Annotated in this window: 19 protein-coding genes; 9 read left to right on the forward strand and 10 right to left on the reverse strand. The window is 71.6% G+C overall.

The features are described 5' to 3' along the window. Window positions 1-5: 5 nt before the first annotated feature. From ACFYXE_RS00740 to recQ, 3 genes are all read left to right on the forward strand, one after another. The gene (locus tag ACFYXE_RS00740; protein WP_361165492.1) at window positions 6-1577 is read left to right on the forward strand and encodes an NADH-quinone oxidoreductase subunit M; all 1572 of its coding nucleotides are present in this window, start codon (window positions 6-8) and stop codon (window positions 1575-1577) included. Continuing rightward, a complete protein-coding gene (gene nuoN / locus ACFYXE_RS00745; protein WP_361165495.1) occupies window positions 1574-3223 on the forward strand; it encodes an NADH-quinone oxidoreductase subunit NuoN in 1650 nt (549 codons plus the stop codon). Before ACFYXE_RS00740 ends, nuoN begins: the two co-directional genes overlap by 4 nt. A 163-nt stretch (window positions 3224-3386) precedes the next feature. Next, window positions 3387-5426 (forward strand): DNA helicase RecQ, encoded by a 2040-nt coding sequence (gene recQ, locus ACFYXE_RS00750; RefSeq protein ID WP_389307690.1) that lies wholly within the window; start codon window positions 3387-3389, stop codon window positions 5424-5426. A gap of 94 nt (window positions 5427-5520) precedes the next feature. Here the strand turns inward: recQ and fahA are convergent, their stop codons facing one another. Further along, window positions 5521-6858, reverse strand: a complete 1338-nt coding sequence (gene fahA / locus ACFYXE_RS00755; protein WP_361165501.1) for a fumarylacetoacetase — start codon at window positions 6856-6858, stop codon at window positions 5521-5523. 231 nt (window positions 6859-7089) lie between these two features. On the opposite strand from fahA, the gene ACFYXE_RS00760 reads away from it, so the two are divergent. Further along, window positions 7090-7905: an HAD family hydrolase gene (locus ACFYXE_RS00760; protein WP_361165112.1), complete on the forward strand. Its 816-nt coding sequence runs from the start codon at window positions 7090-7092 to the stop codon at window positions 7903-7905. Between the two features lie 33 nt (window positions 7906-7938). Here ACFYXE_RS00760 and ACFYXE_RS00765 read toward each other — a convergent pair whose 3' ends face one another. Both ACFYXE_RS00765 and ACFYXE_RS00770 read right to left on the reverse strand, forming a co-directional pair. Then, the gene (locus ACFYXE_RS00765; protein ID WP_389307693.1) at window positions 7939-9927 is read right to left on the reverse strand and encodes a CocE/NonD family hydrolase; all 1989 of its coding nucleotides are present in this window, start codon (window positions 9925-9927) and stop codon (window positions 7939-7941) included. 82 nt (window positions 9928-10009) lie between these two features. Continuing rightward, a complete protein-coding gene (locus ACFYXE_RS00770; protein ID WP_361165106.1) occupies window positions 10010-11524 on the reverse strand; it encodes a peptide MFS transporter in 1515 nt (504 codons plus the stop codon). A gap of 317 nt (window positions 11525-11841) precedes the next feature. Here ACFYXE_RS00770 and ACFYXE_RS00775 point away from each other — a divergent pair, with 317 nt between their 5' ends. From ACFYXE_RS00775 to ACFYXE_RS00790, 4 genes are all read left to right on the forward strand, one after another. Continuing rightward, window positions 11842-12852 (forward strand): polyprenyl synthetase family protein, encoded by a 1011-nt coding sequence (locus ACFYXE_RS00775; protein ID WP_361165103.1) that lies wholly within the window; start codon window positions 11842-11844, stop codon window positions 12850-12852. A 312-nt stretch (window positions 12853-13164) separates the two neighbouring features. Beyond that, window positions 13165-14445 carry an outer membrane lipoprotein carrier protein LolA gene (locus tag ACFYXE_RS00780; RefSeq protein ID WP_389307696.1) on the forward strand — a complete coding sequence of 427 codons (1281 nt, stop codon included), beginning with the start codon at window positions 13165-13167 and terminating at the stop codon, window positions 14443-14445. 87 nt (window positions 14446-14532) lie between these two features. Further along, on the forward strand, window positions 14533-15522 hold the full coding sequence (locus tag ACFYXE_RS00785) for an ABC transporter ATP-binding protein (protein WP_389307698.1): 990 nt from the start codon (window positions 14533-14535) through the stop codon (window positions 15520-15522). Next, window positions 15509-16414, forward strand: coding sequence for an ABC transporter permease (locus ACFYXE_RS00790; protein ID WP_361165094.1), 906 nt, complete (start codon window positions 15509-15511; stop codon window positions 16412-16414). The genes ACFYXE_RS00785 and ACFYXE_RS00790 overlap by 14 nt, the downstream gene beginning before the upstream one ends. 15 nt (window positions 16415-16429) lie before the next feature. Here the strand turns inward: ACFYXE_RS00790 and ACFYXE_RS00795 are convergent, their stop codons facing one another. From ACFYXE_RS00795 to ACFYXE_RS00815, 5 genes are all read right to left on the reverse strand, one after another. Continuing rightward, window positions 16430-17032 (reverse strand): flavodoxin family protein, encoded by a 603-nt coding sequence (locus ACFYXE_RS00795; RefSeq protein ID WP_389307703.1) that lies wholly within the window; start codon window positions 17030-17032, stop codon window positions 16430-16432. Window positions 17033-17229: 197 nt separating this feature from the next. Further along, window positions 17230-18174, reverse strand: coding sequence for a M28 family metallopeptidase (locus ACFYXE_RS00800; RefSeq protein WP_389307705.1), 945 nt, complete (start codon window positions 18172-18174; stop codon window positions 17230-17232). 277 nt (window positions 18175-18451) lie between these two features. Beyond that, the gene (locus tag ACFYXE_RS00805) at window positions 18452-18904 is read right to left on the reverse strand and encodes a VOC family protein (RefSeq protein WP_389307707.1); all 453 of its coding nucleotides are present in this window, start codon (window positions 18902-18904) and stop codon (window positions 18452-18454) included. A 73-nt stretch (window positions 18905-18977) separates the two neighbouring features. Continuing rightward, on the reverse strand, window positions 18978-19979 hold the full coding sequence (gene rarD, locus ACFYXE_RS00810) for an EamA family transporter RarD (protein WP_389309428.1): 1002 nt from the start codon (window positions 19977-19979) through the stop codon (window positions 18978-18980). A gap of 235 nt (window positions 19980-20214) precedes the next feature. Further along, window positions 20215-21075 carry an SDR family oxidoreductase gene (locus tag ACFYXE_RS00815; protein ID WP_389307709.1) on the reverse strand — a complete coding sequence of 287 codons (861 nt, stop codon included), beginning with the start codon at window positions 21073-21075 and terminating at the stop codon, window positions 20215-20217. Between the two features lie 99 nt (window positions 21076-21174). On the opposite strand from ACFYXE_RS00815, the gene ACFYXE_RS00820 reads away from it, so the two are divergent. Next, complete coding sequence (locus ACFYXE_RS00820) at window positions 21175-21555, forward strand: helix-turn-helix domain-containing protein (RefSeq protein ID WP_361165080.1); 381 nt, start codon at window positions 21175-21177, stop codon at window positions 21553-21555. A 40-nt stretch (window positions 21556-21595) separates the two neighbouring features. On the opposite strand, the gene ACFYXE_RS00825 is transcribed toward ACFYXE_RS00820, so the two are convergent. Further along, entirely contained in the window at window positions 21596-22675 is a 1080-nt protein-coding gene (locus tag ACFYXE_RS00825; protein ID WP_389309430.1) for a 2-oxoacid:ferredoxin oxidoreductase subunit beta, read from the reverse strand. 1 nt (window position 22676) lies between these two features. After that, window positions 22677-24608 (reverse strand): 2-oxoacid:acceptor oxidoreductase subunit alpha, encoded by a 1932-nt coding sequence (locus tag ACFYXE_RS00830; RefSeq protein WP_361165074.1) that lies wholly within the window; start codon window positions 24606-24608, stop codon window positions 22677-22679. Window positions 24609-24650: the final 42 nt, after the last annotated feature.

The raw sequence follows: 24650 nt of genomic DNA on the forward strand, positions 1-24650 counted from the left end.
TACCGATGTCCTTTCCCCTGCTGACAGCGACGGCGGTCCTGCCCGCGGTCGGCGCGATCGCCACGGCAGCCGTCCCGGCCGCCCGGCGGAGCGCCGCCAAGTGGCTCGCGCTGCTCGTCTCGCTCGCCACGCTCGGCCTCGCGGTCGCCGTGCTCGTGCGGTTCGACCCCGACGGCGACCGCTATCAACTGACCGAATCGCACCCCTGGATCAAGGACTTCGGGGTGCGGTACGAGCTCGGCGTGGACGGCATCGGTGTCGCCCTCGTCGCGCTCACCGCCCTCCTGATCCCCTTCATCATCCTGGCCGGCTGGCACGACGCCGATCCCCTGGAGACCAAGTCGTCGCGGTGGCGGCCGACCCAGGGCTTCTTCGCCCTGATCCTGGCCGTCGAGGCGATGGTGATCATCTCCTTCGAGGCCACCGACGTCTTCCTCTTCTACATCTTCTTCGAAGCCATGCTCATCCCGATGTACTTCCTCATCGGCGGCTTCGGCGACCGGGCCCACGCCGGCTCGGACGAGAACGCCTCGGCGCAGCGCTCGTACGCGGCCGTGAAGTTCCTCCTCTACAACCTGGTCGGCGGCCTGATCATGCTGGCCGCGGTCATCGGGCTCTACGTGGTCGCGGGGAACTTCTCGCTCCAGGAGATCGCCGAGGCCCGCGCCAACGGCACGCTCGACATGGCGACCAACACCGAGCGGTGGCTCTTCCTCGGCTTCTTCTTCGCCTTCGCGGTGAAGGCCCCGCTGTGGCCGCTGCACACCTGGCTGCCGAACGCGATGGGCGAGTCCACCGCACCCGTCGCCGTGCTGATCACCGCCGTGGTCGACAAGGTCGGCACGTTCGCGATGCTCCGCTTCTGCCTCGGGCTCTTCCCCGAGGCGAGCGAGTGGGCGACGCCGGTCATCCTCGTCCTCGCCCTGATCAGCATCATCTACGGCGCGCTGCTCGCGGTCGGCCAGCGCGACATCAAGCGCCTGGTGGCGTACGCGTCGATCTCGCACTTCGGGTTCATCGTCCTCGGCATCTTCGCGATGACCTCCCAGGGCCAGTCCGGCGCCACGCTCTACATGGTCAACCACGGCATCTCGACCGCCGCGCTGATGCTGGTGGCCGGCTTCCTGATCTCGCGGCGCGGCTCGCGGCTCATCGCCGACTACGGCGGCGTGCAGAAGGTCGCCCCGGTGCTCGCCGGCACCTTCCTGATCGGCGGCCTCGCCACCCTCTCGCTGCCCGGGCTCGCCCCCTTCGTGAGTGAGTTCCTGGTCCTGGTCGGCGCGTTCGCGCGCTACCCGGTGGTCGGGATCATCGCGACCGTCGGCATCGTGCTCGCCGCGCTCTACACCCTCGTCCTGTACCAGCGGACGATGACGGGCCCGGTCAAGGCGGAGGTCTCCGCCATGCCCGACCTGCGGGTGCGTGAACTGGTCGTCGTGGCACCGCTGATCGCCCTCCTGATCGGCCTCGGCGTCTACCCCAAGCCGCTCACCGACCTGGTGAACCCGGCGGTCGAGCACACGATGTCCGACGTACAGAAGAAGGACCCCCAGCCCGAGGTGGAGGCGGCCAAGTGAGCGCATCAGCCGTCCACAGCCTGTGGACAACGGCGGCCGATCCGATCGACAAGATCGACGCGCCCAACATCGAGTACGGGCAGCTGTCGCCGACGTTGATCGTCATCGGCGCGGCCGTCATCGGAGTGCTCATCGAAGCCTTCGTCCCGCGCAAGTCCCGTTACTACGTGCAGCTGTTCGTCTCCGTGGTCGCCCTGGCCGCCGCCTTCGCCGCGGTGGTCGGGCTCGCGGCCCGGGGCTTCGGCACCACCAAGGCACAGGTCGCGGCCATGGGCGCGATCGCGGTCGACGGGCCCGCGCTGTTCCTCCAGGGCACGATCCTGCTCACCGGAATCGTCGCGATCTTCACCTTCGCCGAGCGGCGCCTCGATCCGGTGGCGCACGGCAACCGCGTCGACTCCTTCGTGGCGCAGGCCGGCTCCGTGCCGGGCAGCGAGGGCGAACAGGCCGCCACCAAGGCCGGATTCACCACCACCGAGGTGTTCCCGCTGGCGCTCTTCGCCATCGGCGGCATGCTCGTCTTCCCCGCGGCCAACGACCTCCTGACGCTGTTCATCGCGCTGGAAGTCTTCTCCCTGCCGCTGTACCTGCTGTGCGCGCTCGCCCGCCGCAAGCGCCTCATGTCGCAGGAAGCCGCCGTCAAGTACTTCCTGCTCGGCGCCTTCGCCTCGGCGTTCACGCTCTTCGGCATCGCGCTCCTGTACGGGTACGCGGGCTCCGTGTCGTACGCCACGGTCGCGAACGTCGTCGAGGGCAACGTGAAGACGGTGGACCCGGCGCTCGCCGACACCATGGGCAATGACGCGCTGCTCCTGATCGGCGTCGCGATGGTGGTGATGGGGCTGCTCTTCAAGGTCGGCGCGGTGCCGTTCCACATGTGGACCCCCGACGTCTACCAGGGCGCCCCGACGCCGGTCACCGGCTTCATGGCGGCGGCGACGAAGGTGGCCGCGTTCGGCGCCCTGCTCCGTCTCCTCTACGTGGTCCTGCCCGGCCTGCGCTGGGACTGGCGGCCGGTCATGTGGGGCATCGCGGTCGTCACGATGCTGGGCGGCGCGATCATCGCGATCACGCAGACCGACATCAAGCGGCTCCTGGCGTACTCCTCCATCGCGCACGCCGGCTTCATCCTGGCCGGTGTCATCGCGACCACCCCGGACGGCATCTCCTCCGTCCTCTTCTACCTGGGTGCCTACTCCTTCGTGACCATCGGCGCCTTCGCCGTCGTCACCCTGGTGCGGGACGCGGGGGGCGAGGCCACGCACCTGTCCAAATGGGCGGGGCTCGGCCGCAGGTCGCCCCTGGTCGCCGCGGTCTTCGCGGTCTTCCTGCTCGCCTTCGCCGGCATCCCGCTGACCTCCGGCTTCGCCGGGAAGTTCGCGGTCTTCAAGGCGGCGGCCGAGGGCGGCGCGGGCGCGCTGGTCGTGGTCGGTGTCCTGTCGTCGGCGATCGCCGCGTTCTTCTACATCCGGGTGATCGTCCTGATGTTCTTCAGCGAGCCGAAGGCGGACGGCCCCACGGTCGCCGTGCCCTCGCCGCTGACGATGACGGCGATCGGGGTCGGCGTCGCGGTGACGCTGGTCCTGGGCGTGGCCCCGCAGTACTTCCTGGACCTGGCGAACCAGGCGGGTGTCTTCGTCCGGTAGGCCGGATCCGTTCGCACACCTGTCGCCGCCCGGCATCCCGAGAAGGGGTGCCGGGCGGCGGCCTGTGGATAACTTTCCGAGGTGTCGGTGGGGAGCCCTATCGTGGAGGGCAGTGGTCGAGGCAGGACGTACGGCGGGGGACAGGGCGATGGATGGGACAGACATGAGTGAGGTGACGGCGTCGGCTTCGGCGCCGGGCGCGGAGACCGGCACCGTGACGCAGAGCGACGCGCTGCGCACGCTCCACCGCGTCTTCGGGTACGACGCCTTCCGCGGCGAGCAGGAAGCGATCATCGACCACGTGGTGGCCGGCGGGGATGCCGTGGTCCTCATGCCGACCGGCGGCGGCAAGTCCCTGTGCTACCAGATCCCGGCCCTGGTCAGGGGCGGCACGGGCGTGGTGGTCTCCCCGCTCATCGCGCTCATGCAGGACCAGGTGGACGCGCTGCGGGCGCTCGGCGTGCGCGCCGGGTTCATCAACTCCACGCAGGACTTCGACGAGCGCCGGGTGATGGAGGCCGAGTTCCTCGCGGGCGAGCTCGACGTGCTCTATCTGGCGCCGGAGCGGCTGCGCCTCGACACCACCCTGGAGCTCCTGGGGCGCGCCAAGATCTCCGTCTTCGCCATCGACGAGGCGCACTGCGTCGCGCAATGGGGCCACGACTTCCGCCCGGACTACCTGGCCCTCTCGCTCCTCGGCGAGCGCTGGCCCGACGTGCCGCGGATCGCCCTCACCGCGACGGCCACGCACGCCACGCACCGGGAGATCACCGAGCGGCTCGGCATGCCGGACGCCAAGCACTTCGTGGCGAGCTTCGACCGGCCCAACATCCAGTACCGCATCGTGCCGAAGGCCGAGCCGAAGAAGCAGCTCCTGGCCTTCCTCAAGGAGGAGCACGCGGGCGACGCGGGCATCGTCTACTGCCTCTCGCGCAATTCGGTCGAGAAGACCGCCGAGTTCCTCTGCAAGAACGGCATCGAGGCCGTCCCGTACCACGCGGGCCTGGACGCGGGCACCCGCGCGGCGCACCAGTCCCGCTTCCTGCGGGAGGAGGGCCTCGTGGTCTGCGCCACGATCGCCTTCGGCATGGGCATCGACAAGCCGGACGTCCGCTTCGTCGCCCACCTCGACCTGCCCAAGTCCGTCGAGGGGTACTACCAGGAGACCGGCCGCGCGGGCCGCGACGGCCTGCCCTCCACGGCCTGGATGGCGTACGGCCTCCAGGACGTCGTCCAGCAGCGCAAGCTCATCCAGGGCGGCGAGGGCGACGAGGCGTTCCGGCGCCGGGCGGCCTCGCACCTGGATTCCATGCTGGCCCTCTGTGAGACCGCGCAGTGCCGCAGGGCCCAGCTCCTCACCTATTTCGGCCAGGAGGCGGCGGCCCAGTCCTGCGGGAACTGCGACACCTGCCTGAGCCCGCCCGAGACCTGGGACGGCACGGTGGCGGCGCAGAAGGTGCTGTCCACGGTCGTGCGGCTGCAGCGCGAGCGCGGCCAGAAGTTCGGCACGGGCCAGATCATCGACATCCTGCTGGGCAAGAAGACGGCGAAGGTCATCCAGTTCGACCACGACCAGCTCTCCGTCTTCGGTATCGGCGAGGAGCTGGCGGAGGGCGAATGGCGGGGCGTCGTCCGCCAGTTGCTGGCGCAGGGCCTGATCGCGGTCGAGGGGGAGTACGGCACGCTGGTGCTCACCGAGACGAGCGGCTCCGTCCTCGGCAAGGAGCGCGAGGTGCGGCTGCGCAAGGAGCCGAAGCGGGCCGCGGTCGCGCGGACGGCCAAGGGCGAGCGCAAGGCGAAGTCGGCGGCGGCGGTCGCGGAGCTGCCCCAGGAGGCCGTGCCGCTCTTCGAGGCGCTGCGGGCCTGGCGTGCCGCGCAGGCCAAGGAGCAGGGCGTCCCCGCGTATGTGATCTTCCATGACGCCACGCTCCGGGAGATCGCGTCGCTGCGCCCCACGTCCGTGGCGGATCTGGCGGGCATCAGCGGAGTGGGCGAGAAGAAGCGGGCGACGTACGGCGAGGGTGTGGTCGGCGTCGTGGCGGAGTTCCAGGGAGGGGTGCCTGCTCAGGGCGGGGCGCCTGCCGGTGACGGGGCCGCGTCCGGTGCCGTTGCCGGCGGGCAGGCCCCCGGTGCGGGGGAGCCCGCGTGGAGCGACGAGGTGGAGCCGGACTGGGGCGACGAGGAGCCGGACTGGGCGTCCTAGCGGGCCGTGGGCCGGGCTCGGCGCCGGGGGCCGCCGCCCGTGCCCGCCACCCGTAAAGGTCGGGCGCCGGGCACGGGGCGGGTCGGCCCGCAGGTCAGCGGGCGGCGGTGATCCGGCCCGTCACCTCGCCGAGGGCGACCTTCGTGCCGTGCGGGCCCGGTGCCCAGGCCGAGAGGGTGACGACGTCGCCGTCCTCCAGGAACGTCCGCTTGCCGTCGGGCAGTTCGAGGGGGTCGCGGCCGTTCCAGGTGAGCTCGATGAGCGAGCCGTACTGGCCGGGCTCGGGGCCGCTGACCGTGCCCGAGCCGTAGAGGTCACCGGTGCGCAGCGAGGCGCCGTTCACCGTCATGTGCGCCAGCTGCTGGGCCGCCGTCCAGTACACCGTGGAGAACGGCGGCTCGGAGATGACCTGGCCGTTGAGGGTGACCGTGATGCGCAGGTCGTAGCCGCCGGGCTCGTCCGCGACGGACTCGGCGGAGTCGTCCAGGTAGGGCAGCAGCGCGTGCGTGCGCTCCGGGGGTGCGATCCGCGCCGACTCCAGGGCCTCCAGCGGGGTGATCCACGCGGACACCGAGGTGGCGAAGGACTTCCCGAGGAAGGGGCCGAGCGGGACGTACTCCCAGGCCTGGATGTCGCGGGCGGACCAGTCGTTGAGCAGGGTGACGCCGAAGACGTGCTCGCGGAAGTCCGCCAGGGGGACGGGAGTTCCGTGCTCGGAGGCGGCGCCGACCACGAAGCCCACCTCGGCCTCGATGTCGAGCCGGACCGAGGGGCCGAAGACGGGGACCTCGTCGGCGGGCGTCTTGCGCTGGCCCGACGGGCGCACGACGTCGGTCCCGGAGACCACGACGGTGCCGGACCGGCCGTGGTAACCGATCGGCAGGTGCTTCCAGTTGGGCGTCAGCGGGGCCGGCGCGTCCGGGCGGAACATCTTGCCGAGGTGGGTCGCGTGGTGCTCGGAGGCGTAGAAGTCGACGTAGTCCGCGACCTCGAAGGGCAGGTGCAGGGTCACGTCGGAGAGGGGGTGCAGCAGGGGGCGTACGGCGTCGCGGTGCGAGGGCACCGTCACCCACGCCGTCAGGGCCCGGCGGACGTCGGACCAGGCGGTGCGGCCCGCGGAGAGCAGGGCGTTCAGCGTGGGGCGGGCCAGGAGCGAGACGTAGGGGGAGCCGAGCGCGGCGGCCGCGGCGCCCGCGTCCAGGACGTACGAGCCGAGCCGTACCCCGACCCTGCGCCGGTTGGGCGCCTCGCCGGCCAGGGAGAACACGCCGTAGGGAAGGTTGTGCGGACCGAAGGGGTCGCCCTCGGGCAGGCCGAAGGGATCGCCTTCGGGAAGACCGGTGGAGCCGCCCTCGGGAAGACCGGTGCGACCGCCTCCGGGGAGGTCGGTGGAGTCACCGGCGGCCGGGTCGAGCGGGGTCTGCTCGGACATGCGTACCTGCCTCGCTTTCCATAGGGGTGTGCCACACGTTACGTGTGCGGGGCCCTGTTGCGGCAGTACGTCTTTTGGCAGGACAGAGCCGGGGCGGACCGCACCGCGGATTCGAAAACGGAATGGAACCTTCCACTTTCTGGTGAACCCTGGCGGCGGGGTCCCGGCCAGTCGCGTACGTACCTTGCCAAGCAGCTTCCGGAGGGGCCCAGGATCCGTATTCTCTGGATCATGGCCGCTCCCCTCGCATATGCACTCATCGCCACTGACCTGGACGGGACGCTGCTGCGCGGCGACGACACGGTCTCGGACCGGTCGCGGCGGGCGCTGGCCGCGGTGGGCGGGGCGGGGGCCCGGCACCTCGTGGTGACGGGGCGGCCCGCGCCGAGGGTGCGTCCGCTCTTCGACGCGCTCGGGTACGACGGCCTGGCCGTGTGCGGGCAGGGCGCGCAGCTCTACGACGCGGGGGCGCACCGCATGGAGTGGTCGGTGACGCTCGACCGGGAGCTCGCCGAGGCCGCGCTCGGCAAGATCGAGGCGGAGGTCGGGGAGCTCTACGCGGCCGTGGACCAGGACGGTGTGGAGGGCCTCACCCTCATCGAGCCGGGGTACGAGATGCCGCACCCCACGCTGCCCGCGGTCCGCGTGCCCGCGCGTGACGTGCTGTGGGAGGAGCCCATCAGCAAGGTGCTGCTGCGCCACCCGGCGCTGGCGGACGACGCGCTGGCGGCCGTCGCGCGGGACGCGGTCGGCTCGCTGGCGACCGTGACCATGTCGGGGCCCGGCACCGTGGAGCTCCAGCCGTGCGGGGTGACCAAGGCGACCGGGCTCGCGCTGGCCGCCGAGCGGCTCGGCCTGACCGCCGCCGACACGGTCGCCTTCGGGGACATGCCCAACGACATCCCCATGTTCCTGTGGGCGGCGCACGGGGTGGCCATGGCCAACGCCCATGACGAACTCAAATGCGTGGCCGACGAGTTGACCCTGACGAACGAGGACGACGGCGTCGCCGTCGTCCTCGAACGCCTGCTGACCGGCAGGCGCTGAAAGACGCCCCCAGCCCGCCGGCCCGCTCGCCCCTTAGCCCGCCGTCCGCCGGATCCGCTTCTCCCAGGTCCGGTGGAAGACGACCTCGCCGCTGTCCCGGCACACCACCTCGTTCGAGGTGATGAAGTCCGCCGCGTCGCAGGTGATCTCCGAGCGCGTCTGGACCGAGACGTCCCAGCCCAGTTCGGGCCGGTGCAGCCGGATCGTCCAGTCCGAGCGGGTGTGGGCGCTCAGCGGGTCGTCCTCCTGGATCGTGTACGTCTCGACGGCGTCCTCGGTGAACTCCAGGCCGTCGGGGTACACCCGCGTGCCGCCGTAGCGCGGGTCGACCTCCAGGCGCCACTCGCCCTTGGCGACGTCACGGACGACGAGGCGCTCGGGCCGCTGCTCGTCCAGGGTCGCCGGGTACACCACGCCCATCGGCTCCGACTGCTCGGGCGGGCCGAAGGTGATCGAGGGGTCCAGGTCGCCCTCGCGCACCGGCAGTTCGAGGGAGCTGCCCACCGGCTCCAGGGTGAAGCCCACCGAGTCGGCCTGCGGCCAGATCCAGGGCCAGTAGGCGGAGGAGACGGCGAGGCGGATGCGGTGGCCGGGCGGGAAGGTGTGGCCGATGCCGTTGAGCTCGAAGGTCACGTCCTCGGTGGCGCCGAGCGGCCAGGCGTCGGCGCGGTCCCTGCCGTTGCGGGCGGAGAGGTTGAGCACGCCCCGGGTGACGAGCGTGGACGAGCCGTCCGGCGCGATGTCGCAGACACGGGCGATGGCCTGGCCGTAGGGCACGTCCATGCGCAGCCGCAGGGTCACCTTGGGGCGCCCGAGGACCCGCACCTGCGCGGGCACCTCGAACTCGAAGCACGCCGACTTCGCGTCCTCGTCCCGCTGGTCCGGCGGCAGGTCGGCGTCGTTGCCGAACGGGAAGAAGCGGCCCGCGTCCAGGCCGGTGTGCTGCGGGGAGTCGACGACGACCGGGGTGCCCCGCAGCGCGTACGAGAGGGGGGTGACGTTCGGCGACGGCCAGGACGGGTCGCCGACCCAGCCGCCGGGCAGCTCGGGGTAGACCGTGGCCGGCGGGTGCGACTCGCTGATCCAGGAGCGCAGCTTCGGCTCGGCCATGACGCCCGTGTCGATGCCCTTGAGGTGGTGGTCCCACCAGCGCAGGGTCTCCTGGAGGAAGCCGATCGCGGGGCCCGGCGGCAGGCCGCGGTCCGGGTACTGGTGGGACCAGGGGCCGATCAGACCGCGGACGTCCCCGGGCAGGTGCTCCACCAGGCGCAGCACCGTGTCGCGGTACGGGTCGTGCCAGCCGCCCACCGCGAGCACGGCGGCGCCGATCGCGGAGTAGTCCTCGCAGACGCTGCCGTGCCGCCAGTAGTCGTCGCGGGTCTGGTGGTCGAGCCAGGTGTGGATGAAGGGCTCGACGGCCGCGAGGCGGGTCAGCCACATCTCGCGCCAGGCCTCGCCCACGAACTGCGGGTCCGGCGGCCGCGACACGAAGGCCAGCATCGTCGCCGCCCACGCGTGCATGTCGACCGCGAGGACCGAGCCGCCCATGTAGTGCACGTCGTTGTCGTAGCGGTCGTCGGCCGAGCAGACGGTGACGACGGCCTTCAGCGGCTCGGGGGCCAGCGCCGCGATCTGCAGGGAGTTGAAGCCGCCCCAGGAGATGCCGAACATGCCGACCTTGCCGCTCGACCACGGCTGCGCGGCCAGCCAGTTCACCACCTCGACGCCGTCGGCGAGCTCCTGCGCCGAGTACTCGTCGGTGGGCAGCCCCTCGCTGTTGCCGTGGCCGCGCACGTCGACGCGCACGGAGGCGTAGCCGTGGCCCGCGTACCAGGGGTGGCGCTGCCAGTCGCGCGGCGCCGTCCAGTCGCTGAGCCGGTAGGGCAGGTACTCCAGGAGCACGGGGACGGGCTCGTCGGTGACGGGCCGCCACACGCGCGCGTAGAGCTTGGTCCCGTCGGCGAGGGGTACGCGGATGTCCTCGCGGGTGGTCTCGTACGGGAAGGAGTCGCGGATCTGCATGAGTGGAACCTCAGTGGACGGGGTCGTCCCGGTGGCCGGGATGTCGCGGGTGGCCGGGGTGTCTCCGGTGGTCGGGGTGGGTTCAGTGGACGGGGTGCATGGTGCGGCGCAGCCACGGGGCGAGCGCGATCACGGCGATGCCCGCGGCCACGGCGATCGCGCCGTTCACGCCGAAGTAGGCCGGGTTGGAGACCTCGCCGTACACCTTCACGACCTGCGCCTGGATGCCGTTGGCCAGCGCCAGGGAGAGGAACCACAGCGCCATGGTCTGGCTGGCGAAGGCCTTCGGGGCGAGCTTCGTGGTCGCCGACATGCCCGAGGTCTCCACGAGGATGTCGCCGAGGCCGAGCAGCAGGTACGAGCCGACGATCCACCAGACCGCCATCTTGTACGTGTCGTCGCCGTGCCCGGAGGTCGGCAGGACCATCAGCAGGAACGACAGACCGCCCAGGATCACGCCGATCGCGATCTTGTTGGAGGCGTGCGGCTGGCGGTGGCCCATCCGGGCCCAGACCGCGGCGACGACGGGGGCGAGCCCGACCTCGAAGGCGCCGAGCGCGGAGGCGTACCAGCTGGCGGGGAAGGTGAAGCCGAGGATCGACGTCTCGGCGTTCGTCGAGGCCAGCAGGATCATCGTCGAGTAGGCCTGGAAGAGGATGAAGTTGAAGACGACCGAGGCCAGGAAGAGGACCACGTACGGCTTCAGGCGCCCGCGCTCCTCGCCGCTGACCCGCGGGCTGCGGAACATCACCACGAAGTAGACGACCGGCGCGATCACCGAGATGACGGTGAGCACGTCGACGAAGCGGTCCATGGTCAGCCAGCCGACGGCGGCGAGCAGCGCCGCGAGGGCGGCGAACACCAGGACGCCCGCGACGATCATGACGACCGCGCGCCGCATCGCGTCCCTGGGCAGCGCGAACTCGGCCGACGCCTTGCGCCCGGCGAGGTGACGGCGGCCCAGGACGTACTGGACCAGGCCGAAGGTCATGCCGATCGCGGCCGCCGAGAAGCCCCAGTGCCAGCCCTTGTGGTCGCCGAGCCAGCCGGTGATCAGCGGTCCCGCGAAGGCGCCGATGTTGATGCCCATGTAGTACAGCGCGAAGCCGGCGTCGCGCCGGTCGTCGTCGGTGCGGTAGAGCTTGCCGACCATCGAGGCGACGTTCGGCTTGAGGAGGCCGGTGCCCGCGCTGATCAGGCCGAGGCCGACCCACGTCATGGTGGCCGTCGGCACGGCCATCGAGTAGTGCCCGCAGGCGATGAGGATGCCGCCCCACAGCACCGCGCGGTACGAGCCGAGGATGCGGTCGGCGAGCCAGCCGCCCGCCACGGAGACCAGATAGACCAGGGTGCCGTACGCCGCTGACACCGAGGCGGCGGTACCGGCGTCCATCCCCATGCCGTCGTTCGCGACGGAGTCGGCGAAGTAGAGGACCAGGATGGCCTGCATGCCGAGGAACGAGAAGCGCTCCCAGACCTCCAGGCCCGACAGGGTGAGCAGACCGCGCGGCTGCCCGAAGAAGGCGTGGTCGTCACCCGGCGGGGGATCGCTGGGCGGCTCTGCGGGCGGCTCGTACTCGGCCGTAGTACGGGACAAAGGGGCTGCTCCCGGTCGTTACGGTGGTTGTGGTGCAGGACGGTCTTGTCAGTCGTATGGGCTGATCAAGAACATACCGGTGAGCTCCGTGTGCCGCGCGGGCTGGTCTGCCGGGCGGGCGGGACGCACCCTTGCGTACCGTGCCGACCCGGGCAGTGACGTGCGACGGGCGGGCAGGTGCTCGCCGTGATCGAAAGTCGACCGGATACGCTGACTTGAGTGATGGCAGCGACACATCGACAAACCCGTGTCATCGACGGAGATCCAGTGATCGACCGAGTTGGCCATGTGATCGCCAGCAGACAGGAGAACCTCTCGTGACCGTCGTCGGGCCTTTCGGGCTGAGCGTGCGGGACCAGGCTCTCGAAGCCGATGTCCAGGCCGGATTGGCGGCTGTCGAGGAGGGACTGCTCGAGGCCACCAAGAGCGAGGTCCCCTTCATCACGGAGGCCGCCCAGCACCTCGTCCGTGCCGGGGGCAAGCGTTTCCGTCCGCTGCTCGTGATGCTCGCTGCCCAGTTCGGCGACCCCTATGCGCCGCGCGTCGTGCCCTCCGCCGTCGTCGTGGAGCTGACGCACCTCGCGACGCTCTACCACGACGACGTGATGGACGAGGCGGACGTGCGCCGGGGCGTGCCCAGCGCCAACCAGCGCTGGGGCAATTCGGTGGCCGTGCTGACCGGCGACTTCCTCTTCGCCCGCGCCTCCTACATCCTGGCCGACCTCGGCCCGGAGGCCGTCCGCATCCAGGCGGAGGCGTTCGAGCGCCTGGTCACCGGCCAGATCCTGGAGACCGCCGGGCCCATGGAGGGCCGCGACCCGGTCGACCACTACCTGGACGTGCTGCGCGGCAAGACCGGCTCGCTGGTCGCCGTGGCCTGCCGCTTCGGCGCGATGATGTCGGGTGCCGACGAGACCGTCGTGGACGTCCTGACGCAGTACGGCGAGCGGCTCGGCGTCGCCTTCCAGCTCGCCGACGACGTGCTGGACATCGCCTCCGACTCGCACGAGTCCGGCAAGACGCCGGGCACCGACCTGCGCGAGGGCATCCCCACGCTGCCGGTGCTGCGCCTGCGCGAGCGCGCCGAGCGGCTCGGCCTGGCCGAGGACATCGCCCTGTGCGAGCTGCTCGACTCCGACCTCACCGACGACGCGCGGCACACCGAGGCGCTGACCCGGCTGCGCGCCCACCCCGCCCTGGAGCACGCCCGCAGGGACACGGTCTCCTACGCGGAGAGCGCCCGGGCCGCCCTGGGGCCGCTGCCGGAGGGTGACGCCAAGGCGTCCCTGGTGGAGCTCTGCGACCTCGTGGTGCACCGGGCGGGCTGACCCGCGGGAACCGCCCGGCCCGGCTGTGACGCGTGTCACAGGGGTGGCGGGGCGGGTGCGTGCGGAGCCGGACGGGCCCGACGCGCGGCGGTGCCACCCCCTACGGGACGGGGGAGGTATCGCCGCTTCGTGTCATCCCGTGGCAGTACGCGGAGTTGCGCCCGGGGTCTGACGCTTCTCGTCGGCCGATTTGGTCGGATGGAGTCCAGAGAGAACCACCACTCCTGACCCTTTCGGGTGAGAATGGCGGCACGGGGTGGAAGAGGGCACGGGCAGGGAAGGCCGCCGCCGACCACGGAGGTAAGGCAGACAATGGCACCGTACGAACCGCAGAAGGACACCAGCGAGGCCGGCGACCTGCGCGTCGGCCGCCGCAAGGCGACGCGTTACGTGGTCCCCGTCGCGGTGGCGGGGGTGGCCGCGGCGACCATCGGGCTCGTCCCGGCGCTCGCCAGCTCGGGCGACCCGGACCTGCCGAAGGTCACCGCTCAGGAGCTCATCGAGAGGATCGCCGCGTCGGACACCCAGCAGCTGTCCGGCAACGTCAAGATCAGCACCGACCTGGGCCTGCCGTCGATCGGCGGCATGGCGGGCGGCTTCGGCGGCGGAGGCGGAGGCGGCGGCGGTGCGGACCGGGGCGAGGGCGACAAGGGCTCGGCCGCCGACCCCAAGAGCAAGCTGATGGAGCTGGCGTCCGGCACGCACACCCTGCGCGTCGCGGCCGACGGCCCCGACCGGCAGAAGGTGTCCGTCCTGGAGGACGCCTCCGAGTACAGCCTGATCCACGACGGCGACGACGTGTGGGCGTACGACAGCGCGTCGAACGAGGCCTACCACGCGAAGGGCGGGGGCGCCTCCGGGGAGCAGGGGCACCGGGGCGACAAGGGCGCCAAGGGCGCCAAGGGCCTCGCGGGGGAGGTGCCGGCCACCCCGAAGGAGTTCGCCGAGCAGGCCCTGAAGGCGGTCGACGGCACCACGTCGGTGCGGGTCGACGGCACCGCGCAGGTCGCGGGCCGGGACGCGTACCGCCTGGTGATCAAGCCGAAGCAGGCCGGCTCGACGGTCGGGCAGATCACGGTCGCGGTCGACGAGAAGACCGGTACGCCGCTCAAGTTCACCCTCACCCCGTCCTCCGGCGGCGCGGCCGTCGTCGACGCGGGCTTCACCAAGGTCGACTTCGGCAAGCCGTCGGCGTCCACCTTCGACTTCACGCCCCCCAAGGGCACGAAGGTCACCGAGGCCGACGAGCGGGGCCGTGACGTCGCCGACCGGCACGGCAAGGGCGGCAAGGGCGGCAAGAAGTTCGACGAGGGCGACCTCAACGGCCTCAAGGTCATCGGGAAGGGCTGGAGCTCGGTCGCCGAGCTGAAGCTGCCCGGCGGGCAGGGCCTGCCGACGGGCGCCTCGGGCGACGTCCCGCCGGACGCGCAGAAGCTGCTCGACTCGCTCGGCGACCAGGTCAGCGGGAAGTTCGGCACCGGCACGGTCTTCTCGACCCGCCTGGTCAACGCCCTGATCACCGAGGACGGCACGGTCTACGCGGGCGCGGTCACCAAGGACGCGCTGGTGAAGGCGGCCGACGCAGCGCACTAGCGTGGAGCGGACGACCCAGGGGAGCGGCGGATGGAAGGTGCCGGACGGGCACCTTCCATCCGTCTCGTCGCACGACGGGAGGGCAACGTGCCGGGCACCAGCGGCAGTTCGGCGGGGGAGGGCGCGGTGACGCACGTCATCGAGACGCAGGCACTCACCAAGCGCTACGGGAAACACCTCGCCGTCGACCGGCTCGACCTCAGCGTCCCCGAAGGCAGCGTCTTCGGGTTCCTCGGGCCGAACGGCTCGGGCAAGACGACCACCATCCGCATGCTGATGGGCCTCATCGAGCCGACGGCGGGCCGCGCGCAGGTCCTCGGCCGTCCCATGCCGCGCGCCACCCGCACGGTCCTGCCGCACGTCGGCGCGCTGATCGAGGGCCCCGCCCTCTACGGCTTCCTCTCGGGCCGCGACAACCTGCTGCGGTACGACTCCGCGGACCCGGCCGCCGATCCGCGCACCCGCAGGGCGCGGGCCGAGGCGGCGCTCGACCGGGTGGGCCTCACCGCCGCCGCGGGCAAGAAGGCCAAGGCGTACTCCCTCGGCATGAAGCAGCGGCTCGGCCTCGCCGCCGCGCTGCTCCAGCCGCGCAGGCTCCTCGTCCTCGACGAGCCGACGAACGGCCTGGACCCGCAGGGCATGCGCGAGATCCGCACGCTGGTGCGGGAGCTGGCGGCGGAGGGCACGACGGTCTTCCTCTCCTCGCATCTCCTCGACGAGATCGAGCAGGTCTGCACGCATGCGGCCGTGATGACCCGCGGCCGGCTCGTCACCCAGGGCCCGGTCGCCGAGCTCGCGGCGGGCGCGCGCGGCAGGCTCGTCGTGACGACACCGGACCCGGGCGAGGCCGCCCGGATCCTGAAGGAGCAGGGCGTGACGGATCTCGTCGTGACGGAGGACCGGGTGACGGGCGAACCGCCGGGCCAGGACGGCGCCGGGCCGGACGTGGACCTGGCCGAGCTGAACGCCGCGCTGGTCGGCGCGGGCGTCCGGGTGCGCGGCTTCGGTCTCGAACGGGCCTCGCTGGAGGACGCGTTCGTGGCGCTGACGGGGGAGGGCTTCGATGTCGCGGGCTGAACTCGCCGAGGGGGCCGGTGCGGGGAGCGCGGGCGGAATGCGCGAGCCGCGCCGGATCTGGACGCTCGGGCTCTTCCGCAGCGAGCTCACGATCACCTTCCGCCGCTGGCGGACGCTCGCCCTGCTCGCGGTGCTCGCCGCCGTCCCGATCCTCGTCGGCATCGCCGTGAAGATCGAGACCAGCGACGGCTCGACCATCGGCGGGGGCGGCGACGAGGGCGGGCCCGCCTTCATCGCGCAGATCACCAACAACGGCCTGTTCCTGGTGTTCACGGCGCTCGCCGCGACCCTGCCGTTCTTCCTGCCGATGGCGATCGGCGTCGTCGCGGGCGACGCGGTGGCGGGCGAGGCGAACGCGGGCACGCTGCGCTATCTGCTGGTCGCGCCCGCCGGGCGGACCCGGCTGCTGCTCGTCAAGTACGCGACCACCCTGACGTTCTGCCTGGTCGCCACCCTGGTCGTCGCCGTGTCCGCGCTCGCGACCGGGGCGCTGCTCTTCCCGCTGGGCGAGGTCACGACGATCTCCGGCACCCGGATGGGCTTCGGCGAGGGGCTGCTGCGGGCGCTGCTGATCGCGCTCGTCGTCGCCGTGTCACTGATCGGCGTGGCGGCGCTCGGCCTCTTCGTGTCGACGCTCACCAGCAGCGGCATCGCGGCGATGGCGACGACCGTCGGCCTGCTCATCACGGTCCAGATCCTCGACCAGATCCCGCAGCTGCACGGCCTGCACCCGTACTTCTTCTCGCACTACTGGCTGTCCTTCGCCGACCTGATGCGCGAGCCGGTCTACTGGGCCGACATCATCAAGAACCTGCAGATGCAGGGCCTGTACGCGGCCGTGTTCGGCTCGGCGGCGTGGGCGCGGTTCGGGGCCAAGGACATCATGGCCTGATCCGCCGGACGCGGCCTAGGCCGCGTCGGAGCTGTCGAACGGGTACCGGGCCGTCGGCGCCTCCTGCGCGAAGAACGTCTTGGCGCGGGCGTGGGCCTCGGTGTCCGACAGGACATGGCCGGGCCGGGTGCCGTTGCCGAGCAGGACGCCGCCGAAGCGCATCGGGAAGAACGCGGCGGTGCTGCGCAGCGTGCCGACCAGCGGGTCGGCCGCCTCCTCCTCGCGGTGCGCGAGCGCCGTCACGCCCCACAGGGTGCGGTCCTTGAGCGTCTCCTTGAAGGCGATCTCCGGCGTCTCCAGCCAGCCGTCCCAGTGGTCCAGGTAGCGCTTGACCGTGGCCGACAGCGAGTACCAGTACAGCGGCGAGACGATGACGATGTCGGTGGCCGCCAGCGTGGCGTCCAGGAGGACCGCCTCGTTGTCGCCGACGGGGCGGGGGCGGGCCCGGGGGGCGTCGCCGTGGCGCCGGTCGTCGAAGTCCGGCAGCGGCAGGTCGGCGAGGTCGAGCCAGCGCTGTTCGACGTCGGAGGGCAGCTGCTCGGCGGCCTTGCGGGCCAGGATCTCGGAGTTTCCCCCGGGGCGGGCGCTGCCGAGGACGAAGAGGAACGAGCGGGTCATGGGATCCCCCTGGGGTCGCTTGCACACGGCGATTGCTTGCGCGTGCACTATATGCACGCGCAAGCAATTCCGTCCAGGGTGCGCCCGCCCGGTCCGGGGCGGGCGCGCGGTTCTGCGGTCCTGTGGGTTCGCGGTTCTGCGGTCCTGTGGGTTCGCGGTTCTGCGGTCTTGCTGTCCCGCAGTCCTACCCCGCAGTCCTACGAGGACAGCCCCCACACCGCGTAGGCGATCGCGTCGCTGTTGCGGTCGAGCGCGGTCTCGTCGATGTTCGAGGCCTTGTCGCACGACGAGTGGTAGCAGGCGTCGAACGCCTCGCCGGCCGTGCCGCCCCACTTCTGGGCCTGCTCCGCCGACTTGGTGCGCTCGGCGCCGGAGAACAGCCCGCCGACCGGCACGCCCGCCTGCTGGAAGGGCGCGTGGTCGGAGCGGCCGTCGCCCTCGTCGTCGGGCTCGGTGGTGATGTCCTTGCCCGCGTAGTAGTCCTTGAAGGTCTTCTCGATCGCGGGGTCGTCGTCGTAGACGAAGTACCCGGCGTTCGGCGAGCCGATCATGTCGAAGTTCAGATAGCCGCTGATCTTCCCGCGGTCACCGGCGGACAGGCTGTCGACGTAGTGCGAGGAGCCGACCATGCCGATCTCCTCCGCGCCCCACCAGGCGAACCGCAGGTGCTTGGTGGGCTTGTACTGCTCGCGGGCGACGGTCAGCGCGATCTCCAGGACGGCGGCCGAGCCGGATCCGTTGTCGTTGATGCCCGGACCGTCGGAGACGCTGTCGAGGTGGGCGCCCGCCATGACGACCTGGCCGTCGTCGCCGCCCGGCCAGTCGGCGACCAGGTTGTAGCCGGTCTCGCCGCCCGCGGTGAACTCCTGGACGGAGGTGGTGAATCCGGCGTCGTCGAGCTTCTTCTTGATGTGGTCGACGGAGGCCTTGTAGCCCGCGCTGCCGTGCGCGCGATTGCCGCCGTTGGCGTCCGCGACGCCCTGCAGGTCGGCGAGGTGGGCCTGGACGGCGGCGACGGAGATGTCGGGAGCGGCGGCCGCCTCGGGGGCGGGCGCCGCGGTGGATATCGCGGTGGTGGTGAGGAGTCCGGCGACGGCCATGAGGGTGGCCGCGGCGGTACGTCCGGGAACGGAGAGTTTCATGTGGGGGGCTCCGGGTTCCATGGCTGGCATACGAGTCCGAACGCGCGCACGGCGCACAGGTGTTGCCCGTGTGCCGCGTGCGAGATGCGTGCGAGTTCGGAGTTGCCTGATGGTGCTCGGGTGGCCCGTGTGGCGTCAAGACCGCACAGCGGGAAGGGAGTTCCGCATACCGTGCGGCGCGGGCGCGGCGACCGCGGGACATACCTGGACGTGCGTGGGCGTGCAGGGACGTGCGGGGACGTGCATGGGCGTACGTGGACGACCCGCCCGACACGACCTAGTGGACGCAGAACTCGTTCCCCTCCGGGTCCGTCATGATCACCCACTCGCCGCCCGGCTCCTTGACGTGCCGCGCCACGGTCGCGCCCCGTGCCTCCAGGCGGGTCACCTCGTCGTCGCGGCGGCCCGCCTCGGTGTGCACGTCGAGGTGGAGGCGGTTCTTGCCGCTCTTGGTCTCGGGCACGCGCTGGAACAGGATCCGGCGGCCGAGACCGGTGCCGCTGGCCTCGTCGTAGGGGTCGTCGGGGTGGCGGACGGCGATGAGGTCGCGCCAGGCGCGGCGGCCGCGGAAGTCGAGGGTCGCCGCCTCGGGCACCGCCCCGGCGTCGAGGAGCTGCGCGATGAGCGCGCTGTTGTCCTCCACCTCGTACCGCAGCGTCTCGCTCCAGAAGACGGCCTGGGCGTGCGGGTCGTTGGCGTCGATGACGAGCTTCCAGTGCAGGGCAGTCATGTAACCAGTTCTATCGGTTACGGGTCCCGGACGCACTGATTCCGTCCAGGCGCGGCGGAGTGCGCGCCGACCGTCAGGAGGCGGGCTCCTTCGGGGCGGTCGGCGGGGTGGTCCCGGTCGCGGCGGTGCCGACGGCGGCGGTGCCGGTGGCGAGGGCGACCGCCTCGACCGTCGCCTCCGGGGCACCCGGGTCGAGCGCGGCCGCCTCGCGGACCGGCTCGTCGCGCGCGGCGGCCAGCCGTGCCGCGTTGCGCCGGGCGTTGCGCAGCGCGTCCCAGGTCAGCAGGGACAGCGCCAGCCACACGAGGGCGAAGCCCGCCCACCGCTCGGCGGGCATGGCCTCGTGGAAGTACAGGATGCCGAGCACGAACTGGAAGACCGGGGCGAGGTACTGCAGCAGCCCCAGCGTGGAGAGCGGCACCCGGATCGCCGCGGCCCCGAAGCAGACCAGGGGAGCGGCGGTGACCACACCGGTGGCCGCGAGCAGCGCCGCGTGCCCGGCGCCCCGCGTGCCGAACACGATGTCGCCCTGCGTGGCCAGCCACACCAGGTAGCCGAGGGCGGGCAGGAACTGCACGGCGGTCTCGGCGGCCAGCGACTCCAGCCCGCCGAGGTTGACCTTCTTCTTCACCAGGCCGTACGTGGCGAAGGAGAAGGCGAGGACGAGCGAGATCCACGGCGGCCTGCCGTACCCGAAGGCGAGCACGAGCACCGCGCCGAGGCCGATGCCGACCGCCGCCCACTGCACGGGCCGCAGCCGCTCGCCCAGCAGCAGGACGCCCATGGCGATGGTGACCAGCGGATTGATGAAGTAGCCGAGGGACGCCTCGACGACGTGGCCGGAGTTCACCGACCAGATGTAGACGCCCCAGTTGACGGTGATGACCGCCGCGGCGACCACCACCAGGCCGAGCCTGCGGGGCTGGCGCAGCAGCTCGCGCGCCCAGTCCCAGCGCCGTACGCAGAGCAGGGCGATGCCGACCACCACGAGGGACCAGGTCATGCGGTGGGCGAGGATCTCGATGGCGCCGGCCGGTTTGAGCAGCGGCCAGAAGAGCGGGACCAGGCCCCACATCCCGTAGGCCGCGAAGCCGTTCAGCAGCCCGATGCGCTGCTCGCTTCTTGTCTTCCCGGCAGCTCCGCCGTCCACGGCCCCTCCTCCATGCGCGGCAGCACCGCGCTGCCGCACAGAAGGTAGCGCCGAACGCCCCCGCCTGTCATGCCCGTATGCACAAGACGCTCATGACGTGAGACCGCGGGTCCGGCGGGCACCGGTCCGGCCCCCGCCGGGGCGCCCCCGCAGCGGGGCGTCAGCCGCGCAGCGCCGCGGACACCGCGTCGCCGATCGTCGTGGTCGGCCGCCCGATCAGCCGCGCCAGATCCCCGCCGGTCCCCGCGAGCCGCCCCCGCGCGATCGCCGCGTCGACGTCGACGAGCACCGCGGCCATCGGCTCCGGCACCCCCGCCCCGGTCAGCACGGCGAGGTGCTGCTCGGCGGGCACGTCCGCGTACGAGACCGGCCTGCCGCTCCGCGCCGCGACCTCGGCGGCGTACTCGGCGAAGCTCCACGCCACGTCGCCGCTCAGTTCGTAGACCCGGCCCTCGTGGCCCTCGCCGGTCAGGACGGCGACGGCCGCCGCGGCGTAGTCGGCGCGCGCGGCGGAGGCGACCCGGCCGCTGCCCGCGGAGGCGACGACCGCGCCGTGCTCGAGGACGGGGGCGAGGTGCTCGGTGTAGTTCTCGTGGTACCAGCCGTTGCGCAGGAAGGTGTGCGGCAGCCCGGAGTCGAGGATCAGCCGCTCGGTCACCTTGTGCTCGGCCGCCAGCTCGAAGTCCGCGTCGGGGCCGCCGAGGATGCCGGTGTACGCGAGGAGCGCGACGCCCGCCGCACGGGCGGCGTCGATCACCGCGCGGTGCTGCGGCACGCGCCGGCCGACCTCGCTGCCGGAGATCAGCAGGACCCGGTCGCCCGCGGCGAAGACGCCGTCCAGGGTCTCGGGGGCGTCGTAGTCGGCGACGCGCAGCTCGACGCCGCGCTCGGCGAGGTCCGCGGCCTTCGCCTTGTCGCGTACGACGGCGGCGATGTCCGCCGCGGGGACCCGCGCGGCGAGCAGCCCCTCGATGACGAGACGGCCGAGGTGTCCGGTGGCGCCGGTGACGACGATGCTCATGACGAAATGCTCCTTTTGGGGATGCTTACGCGGTATGGCACCCACCCTAGGCGCTGCGCTAACTTTTCGTAAGTACCCACCTTGAAGTAAGGTACTGGCATGCCGGTAAGCAACGGGAAACGCGGCGGCGAGGAGATGTGCCCCTACCGCCTGGTCCTCGAACACGTCACCAGCCGCTGGGGCGTGCTGATCCTGATCGCGCTCGAAGAGCGCTCGTACCGCTTCAGCGAGCTGCGCCGCGCCATCGGCGAGACCAGCCGCGTCAGCGAGAAGTCGCTGACCCAGACGCTGCAGACGCTGGAGCGCGACGGCCTGGTGCACCGCGACGCCAAGCCGGTCATCCCGCCCCGCGTCGACTACTCCCTCACGGACCTCGGGCGCGAGGCCGCCGCGCAGGTCAGGACGCTCGCGGCCTGGACGGAGCAGCGCATGGCGGACGTCGAGAAGGCCCGCCTGGTCTACGACGAAGCCCGGTCCTGACGGATCAGGACCGGGCTTGCGGAAGCGGTTGGCGGCGGAACTAGCCGACGACCGTCCAGGTGTCGCCGCCCGCGAGCAGCGACGCGAGGTCGCCCTTGCCGTTCTGCTCGATGGCGCTGTCCAGCTGGTCGGCCATGAGCGTGTCGTAGACCGGGCGCTCCACGCTGCGGAAGACGCCGATCGGGGTGTGGTGCAGGGTGTCCGGGTCGGCGAGCCGGGAGAGCGCGAAGGCCGTGGTCGGCGACGTGGAGTGCGCGTCGTGGACCAGGATGGCGCTCTCGTTCCCGGCGACGTCGACGACCTTCAGGTCGCCCGTCGAGGCGTCGCGGACGACGCCCTTGGCCCCGTCGACGCCGAAGCGGATCGGCTGCCCGTGCTCCAGGCGGATCACCGCCTCCTCGGCCTGCTGCTTGTCCTTGAGGACCTCGAAGGCGCCGTCGTTGAAGATGTTGCAGTTCTGGTAGATCTCCACCAGTGCGGTGCCGGGGTGCGCGGCGGCCTCGCGGAGCACCTGCGTGAGGTGCTTGCGGTCCGAGTCCACCGTGCGGGCCACGAACGACGCCTCGGCGCCGATGGCCAGCGAGACCGGGTTGAAGGGCGCGTCCAGGGAGCCCATCGGCGTCGACTTGGTGATCTTGCCGACCTCGGAGGTCGGGCTGTACTGCCCCTTGGTGAGGCCGTAGATCCGGTTGTTGAACAGCAGGATCTTCAGGTTCACGTTGCGCCGCAGGGCGTGGATGAGGTGGTTGCCGCCGATGGACAGCGCGTCGCCGTCCCCGGTGACCACCCACACGCTCAGGTCCCGCCGCGAGGAGGCGAGGCCGGTGGCGATGGCCGGGGCGCGGCCGTGGATGGAGTGCATCCCGTACGTGTTCATGTAGTACGGGAAGCGCGAGGAGCAGCCGATGCCCGAGACGAAGACGATGTTCTCCTTCGCCAGGCCCAGCTCGGGCATGAAGCCCTGCACGGCGGCCAGCACGGCGTAGTCGCCGCAGCCGGGGCACCAGCGCACCTCCTGGTCGGACTTGAAGTCCTTCATGGACTGCTGGGCCTCGGCCTTGGGCACCAGGGAAAGCGCTTCGAGCGTGCTCCCGGTCCCTTCCGGCCCGGCCGTCTTCATGTCAGCCATCGATGGCCTCCTTGAGAGCCGTGGCGAGCTGCTCGGCCTTGAACGGCATGCCGTTGACCTGGTTGTAGGAGACGGCGTCCACCAGATACCGGGCCCGGATCAGGGTGGCGAGCTGACCGAGGTTCATCTCGGGGATCACCACCTTGTCGTAGCGCGCGAGGACCTCGCCCAGATTCCGCGGGAACGGGTTGAGGTGGCGCAGATGGGCCTGCGCGATGGACTCGCCCGCGGTGCGCAGGCGGCGGACGGCCGCCGTGATCGGCCCGTACGTCGACCCCCAGCCGAGGACGAGCGTGTCGGCGTCCCCGCCGGCGTCGTCGACCTCCAGCTCGGGCACCTCGATGCCGTCCACCTTGGCCTGCCGGGTGCGGACCATGAAGTCGTGGTTGGCCGGGTCGTAGGAGATGTTGCCCGTGCCGTCCTGCTTCTCGATGCCGCCGATGCGGTGCTCCAGGCCCGGCGTGCCCGGGATCGCCCACGGGCGGGCCAGCGTCTGCGGATCGCGCTTGTAGGGCCAGAACACCTCGGTGCCGTCGGCCTCGGTGTGGTTGGGGCTGGCGGTGAACTGCACGCGCAGGTCCGGCAGCTCGTCGACCTCGGGGATGCGCCAGGGCTCCGAGCCGTTGGCCAGGTAGCCGTCGGAGAGCAGGAAGACCGGGGTGCGGTACGTCAGCGCGATCCGGGCCGCCTCCAGGGCCGCGTCGAAACAGTCCGCCGGGGTGCGCGGCGCCACGATCGGCACCGGTGCCTCGCCGTTGCGCCCGTACATCGCCTGCAGCAGGTCGGCCTGCTCCGTCTTGGTCGGCAGGCCCGTGCTGGGGCCGCCGCGCTGGATGTCCACGATCAGCAGCGGCAGTTCCAGGCTGACGGCGAGGCCGATGGTCTCCGACTTGAGCGCCACGCCGGGCCCGGAGGTCGTCGTCACCGCGAGGGACCCGCCGAAGGCCGCGCCCAGCGCCGCGCCGATGCCCGCGATCTCGTCCTCGGCCTGGAAGGTGCGCACGCCGAAGTTCTTGTGCCGGGACAGCTCGTGCAGGATGTCCGAGGCCGGGGTGATCGGGTAGCTGCCCAGGTAGAGCGGCAGGTCCGCCTGGCGGCCCGCCGCGATCAGGCCGTACGACAGGGCGAGGTTCCCCGAGATGTTGCGGTAGGTGCCGGTCGCGAACGCCTGGGCGGCGGGGGCGACTTCGTAGGAGACCGCGAAGTCCTCGGTGGTCTCGCCGAAGTTCCACCCGGCGTGGAAGGCTGCGATGTTCGCCTCGGCGATCTCCGGGCGCTTGGCGAACTTGGTCCGCAGGAACTTCTCGGTTCCCTCGGTCGGCCGGTGGTACATCCACGAGAGCAGGCCGAGCGCGAACATGTTCTTCGAGCGGCCCGCGTCCTTGCGGGAGAGGTCGAAGTCCTTCAGGGCCTCCACGGTCAGCGTGGTCAGCGGCACGGGGTGCACGCTGTAGCCGTCCAGGGAGCCGTCCTCCAGCGGGGAGGTGCCGTAACCGACCTTCTGCATGGCGCGCTTGGAGAACTCGTCGGTGTTGACGATGACCTCGGCGCCGCGGGGCACGTCCCCGATGTTCGCCTTCAGGGCCGCGGGGTTCATCGCCACCAGGACGTTCGGGGCGTCGCCCGGCGTCAGGATGTCGTGGTCGGCGAAGTGCAACTGAAAGGAGGAGACGCCGGGCAGGGTTCCGGCCGGGGCGCGGATCTCGGCGGGGAAGTTCGGCAGCGTCGACAGGTCGTTGCCGAAGGACGCCGTCTCGGAGGTGAACCGGTCACCCGTGAGCTGCATTCCGTCGCCGGAGTCACCCGCGAAGCGGATGATCACCCGGTCCAGGCGGCGCACATCCTTGTCACCTGCGGGCTTGCGCTGTTCTCCGACGACGGCCCCGTCGGCGTGCTCGGTTTGGCTACTGACCTGGCTGGTCACTGAACTGGACCTCCCTCGAGGCGACTGTGCGGAATCGCCGGG

It is taken from the genome of Streptomyces sp. NPDC002564 (assembly GCF_042889645.1).
Classification (GTDB): Bacteria; Actinomycetota; Actinomycetes; order Streptomycetales; family Streptomycetaceae; genus Streptomyces.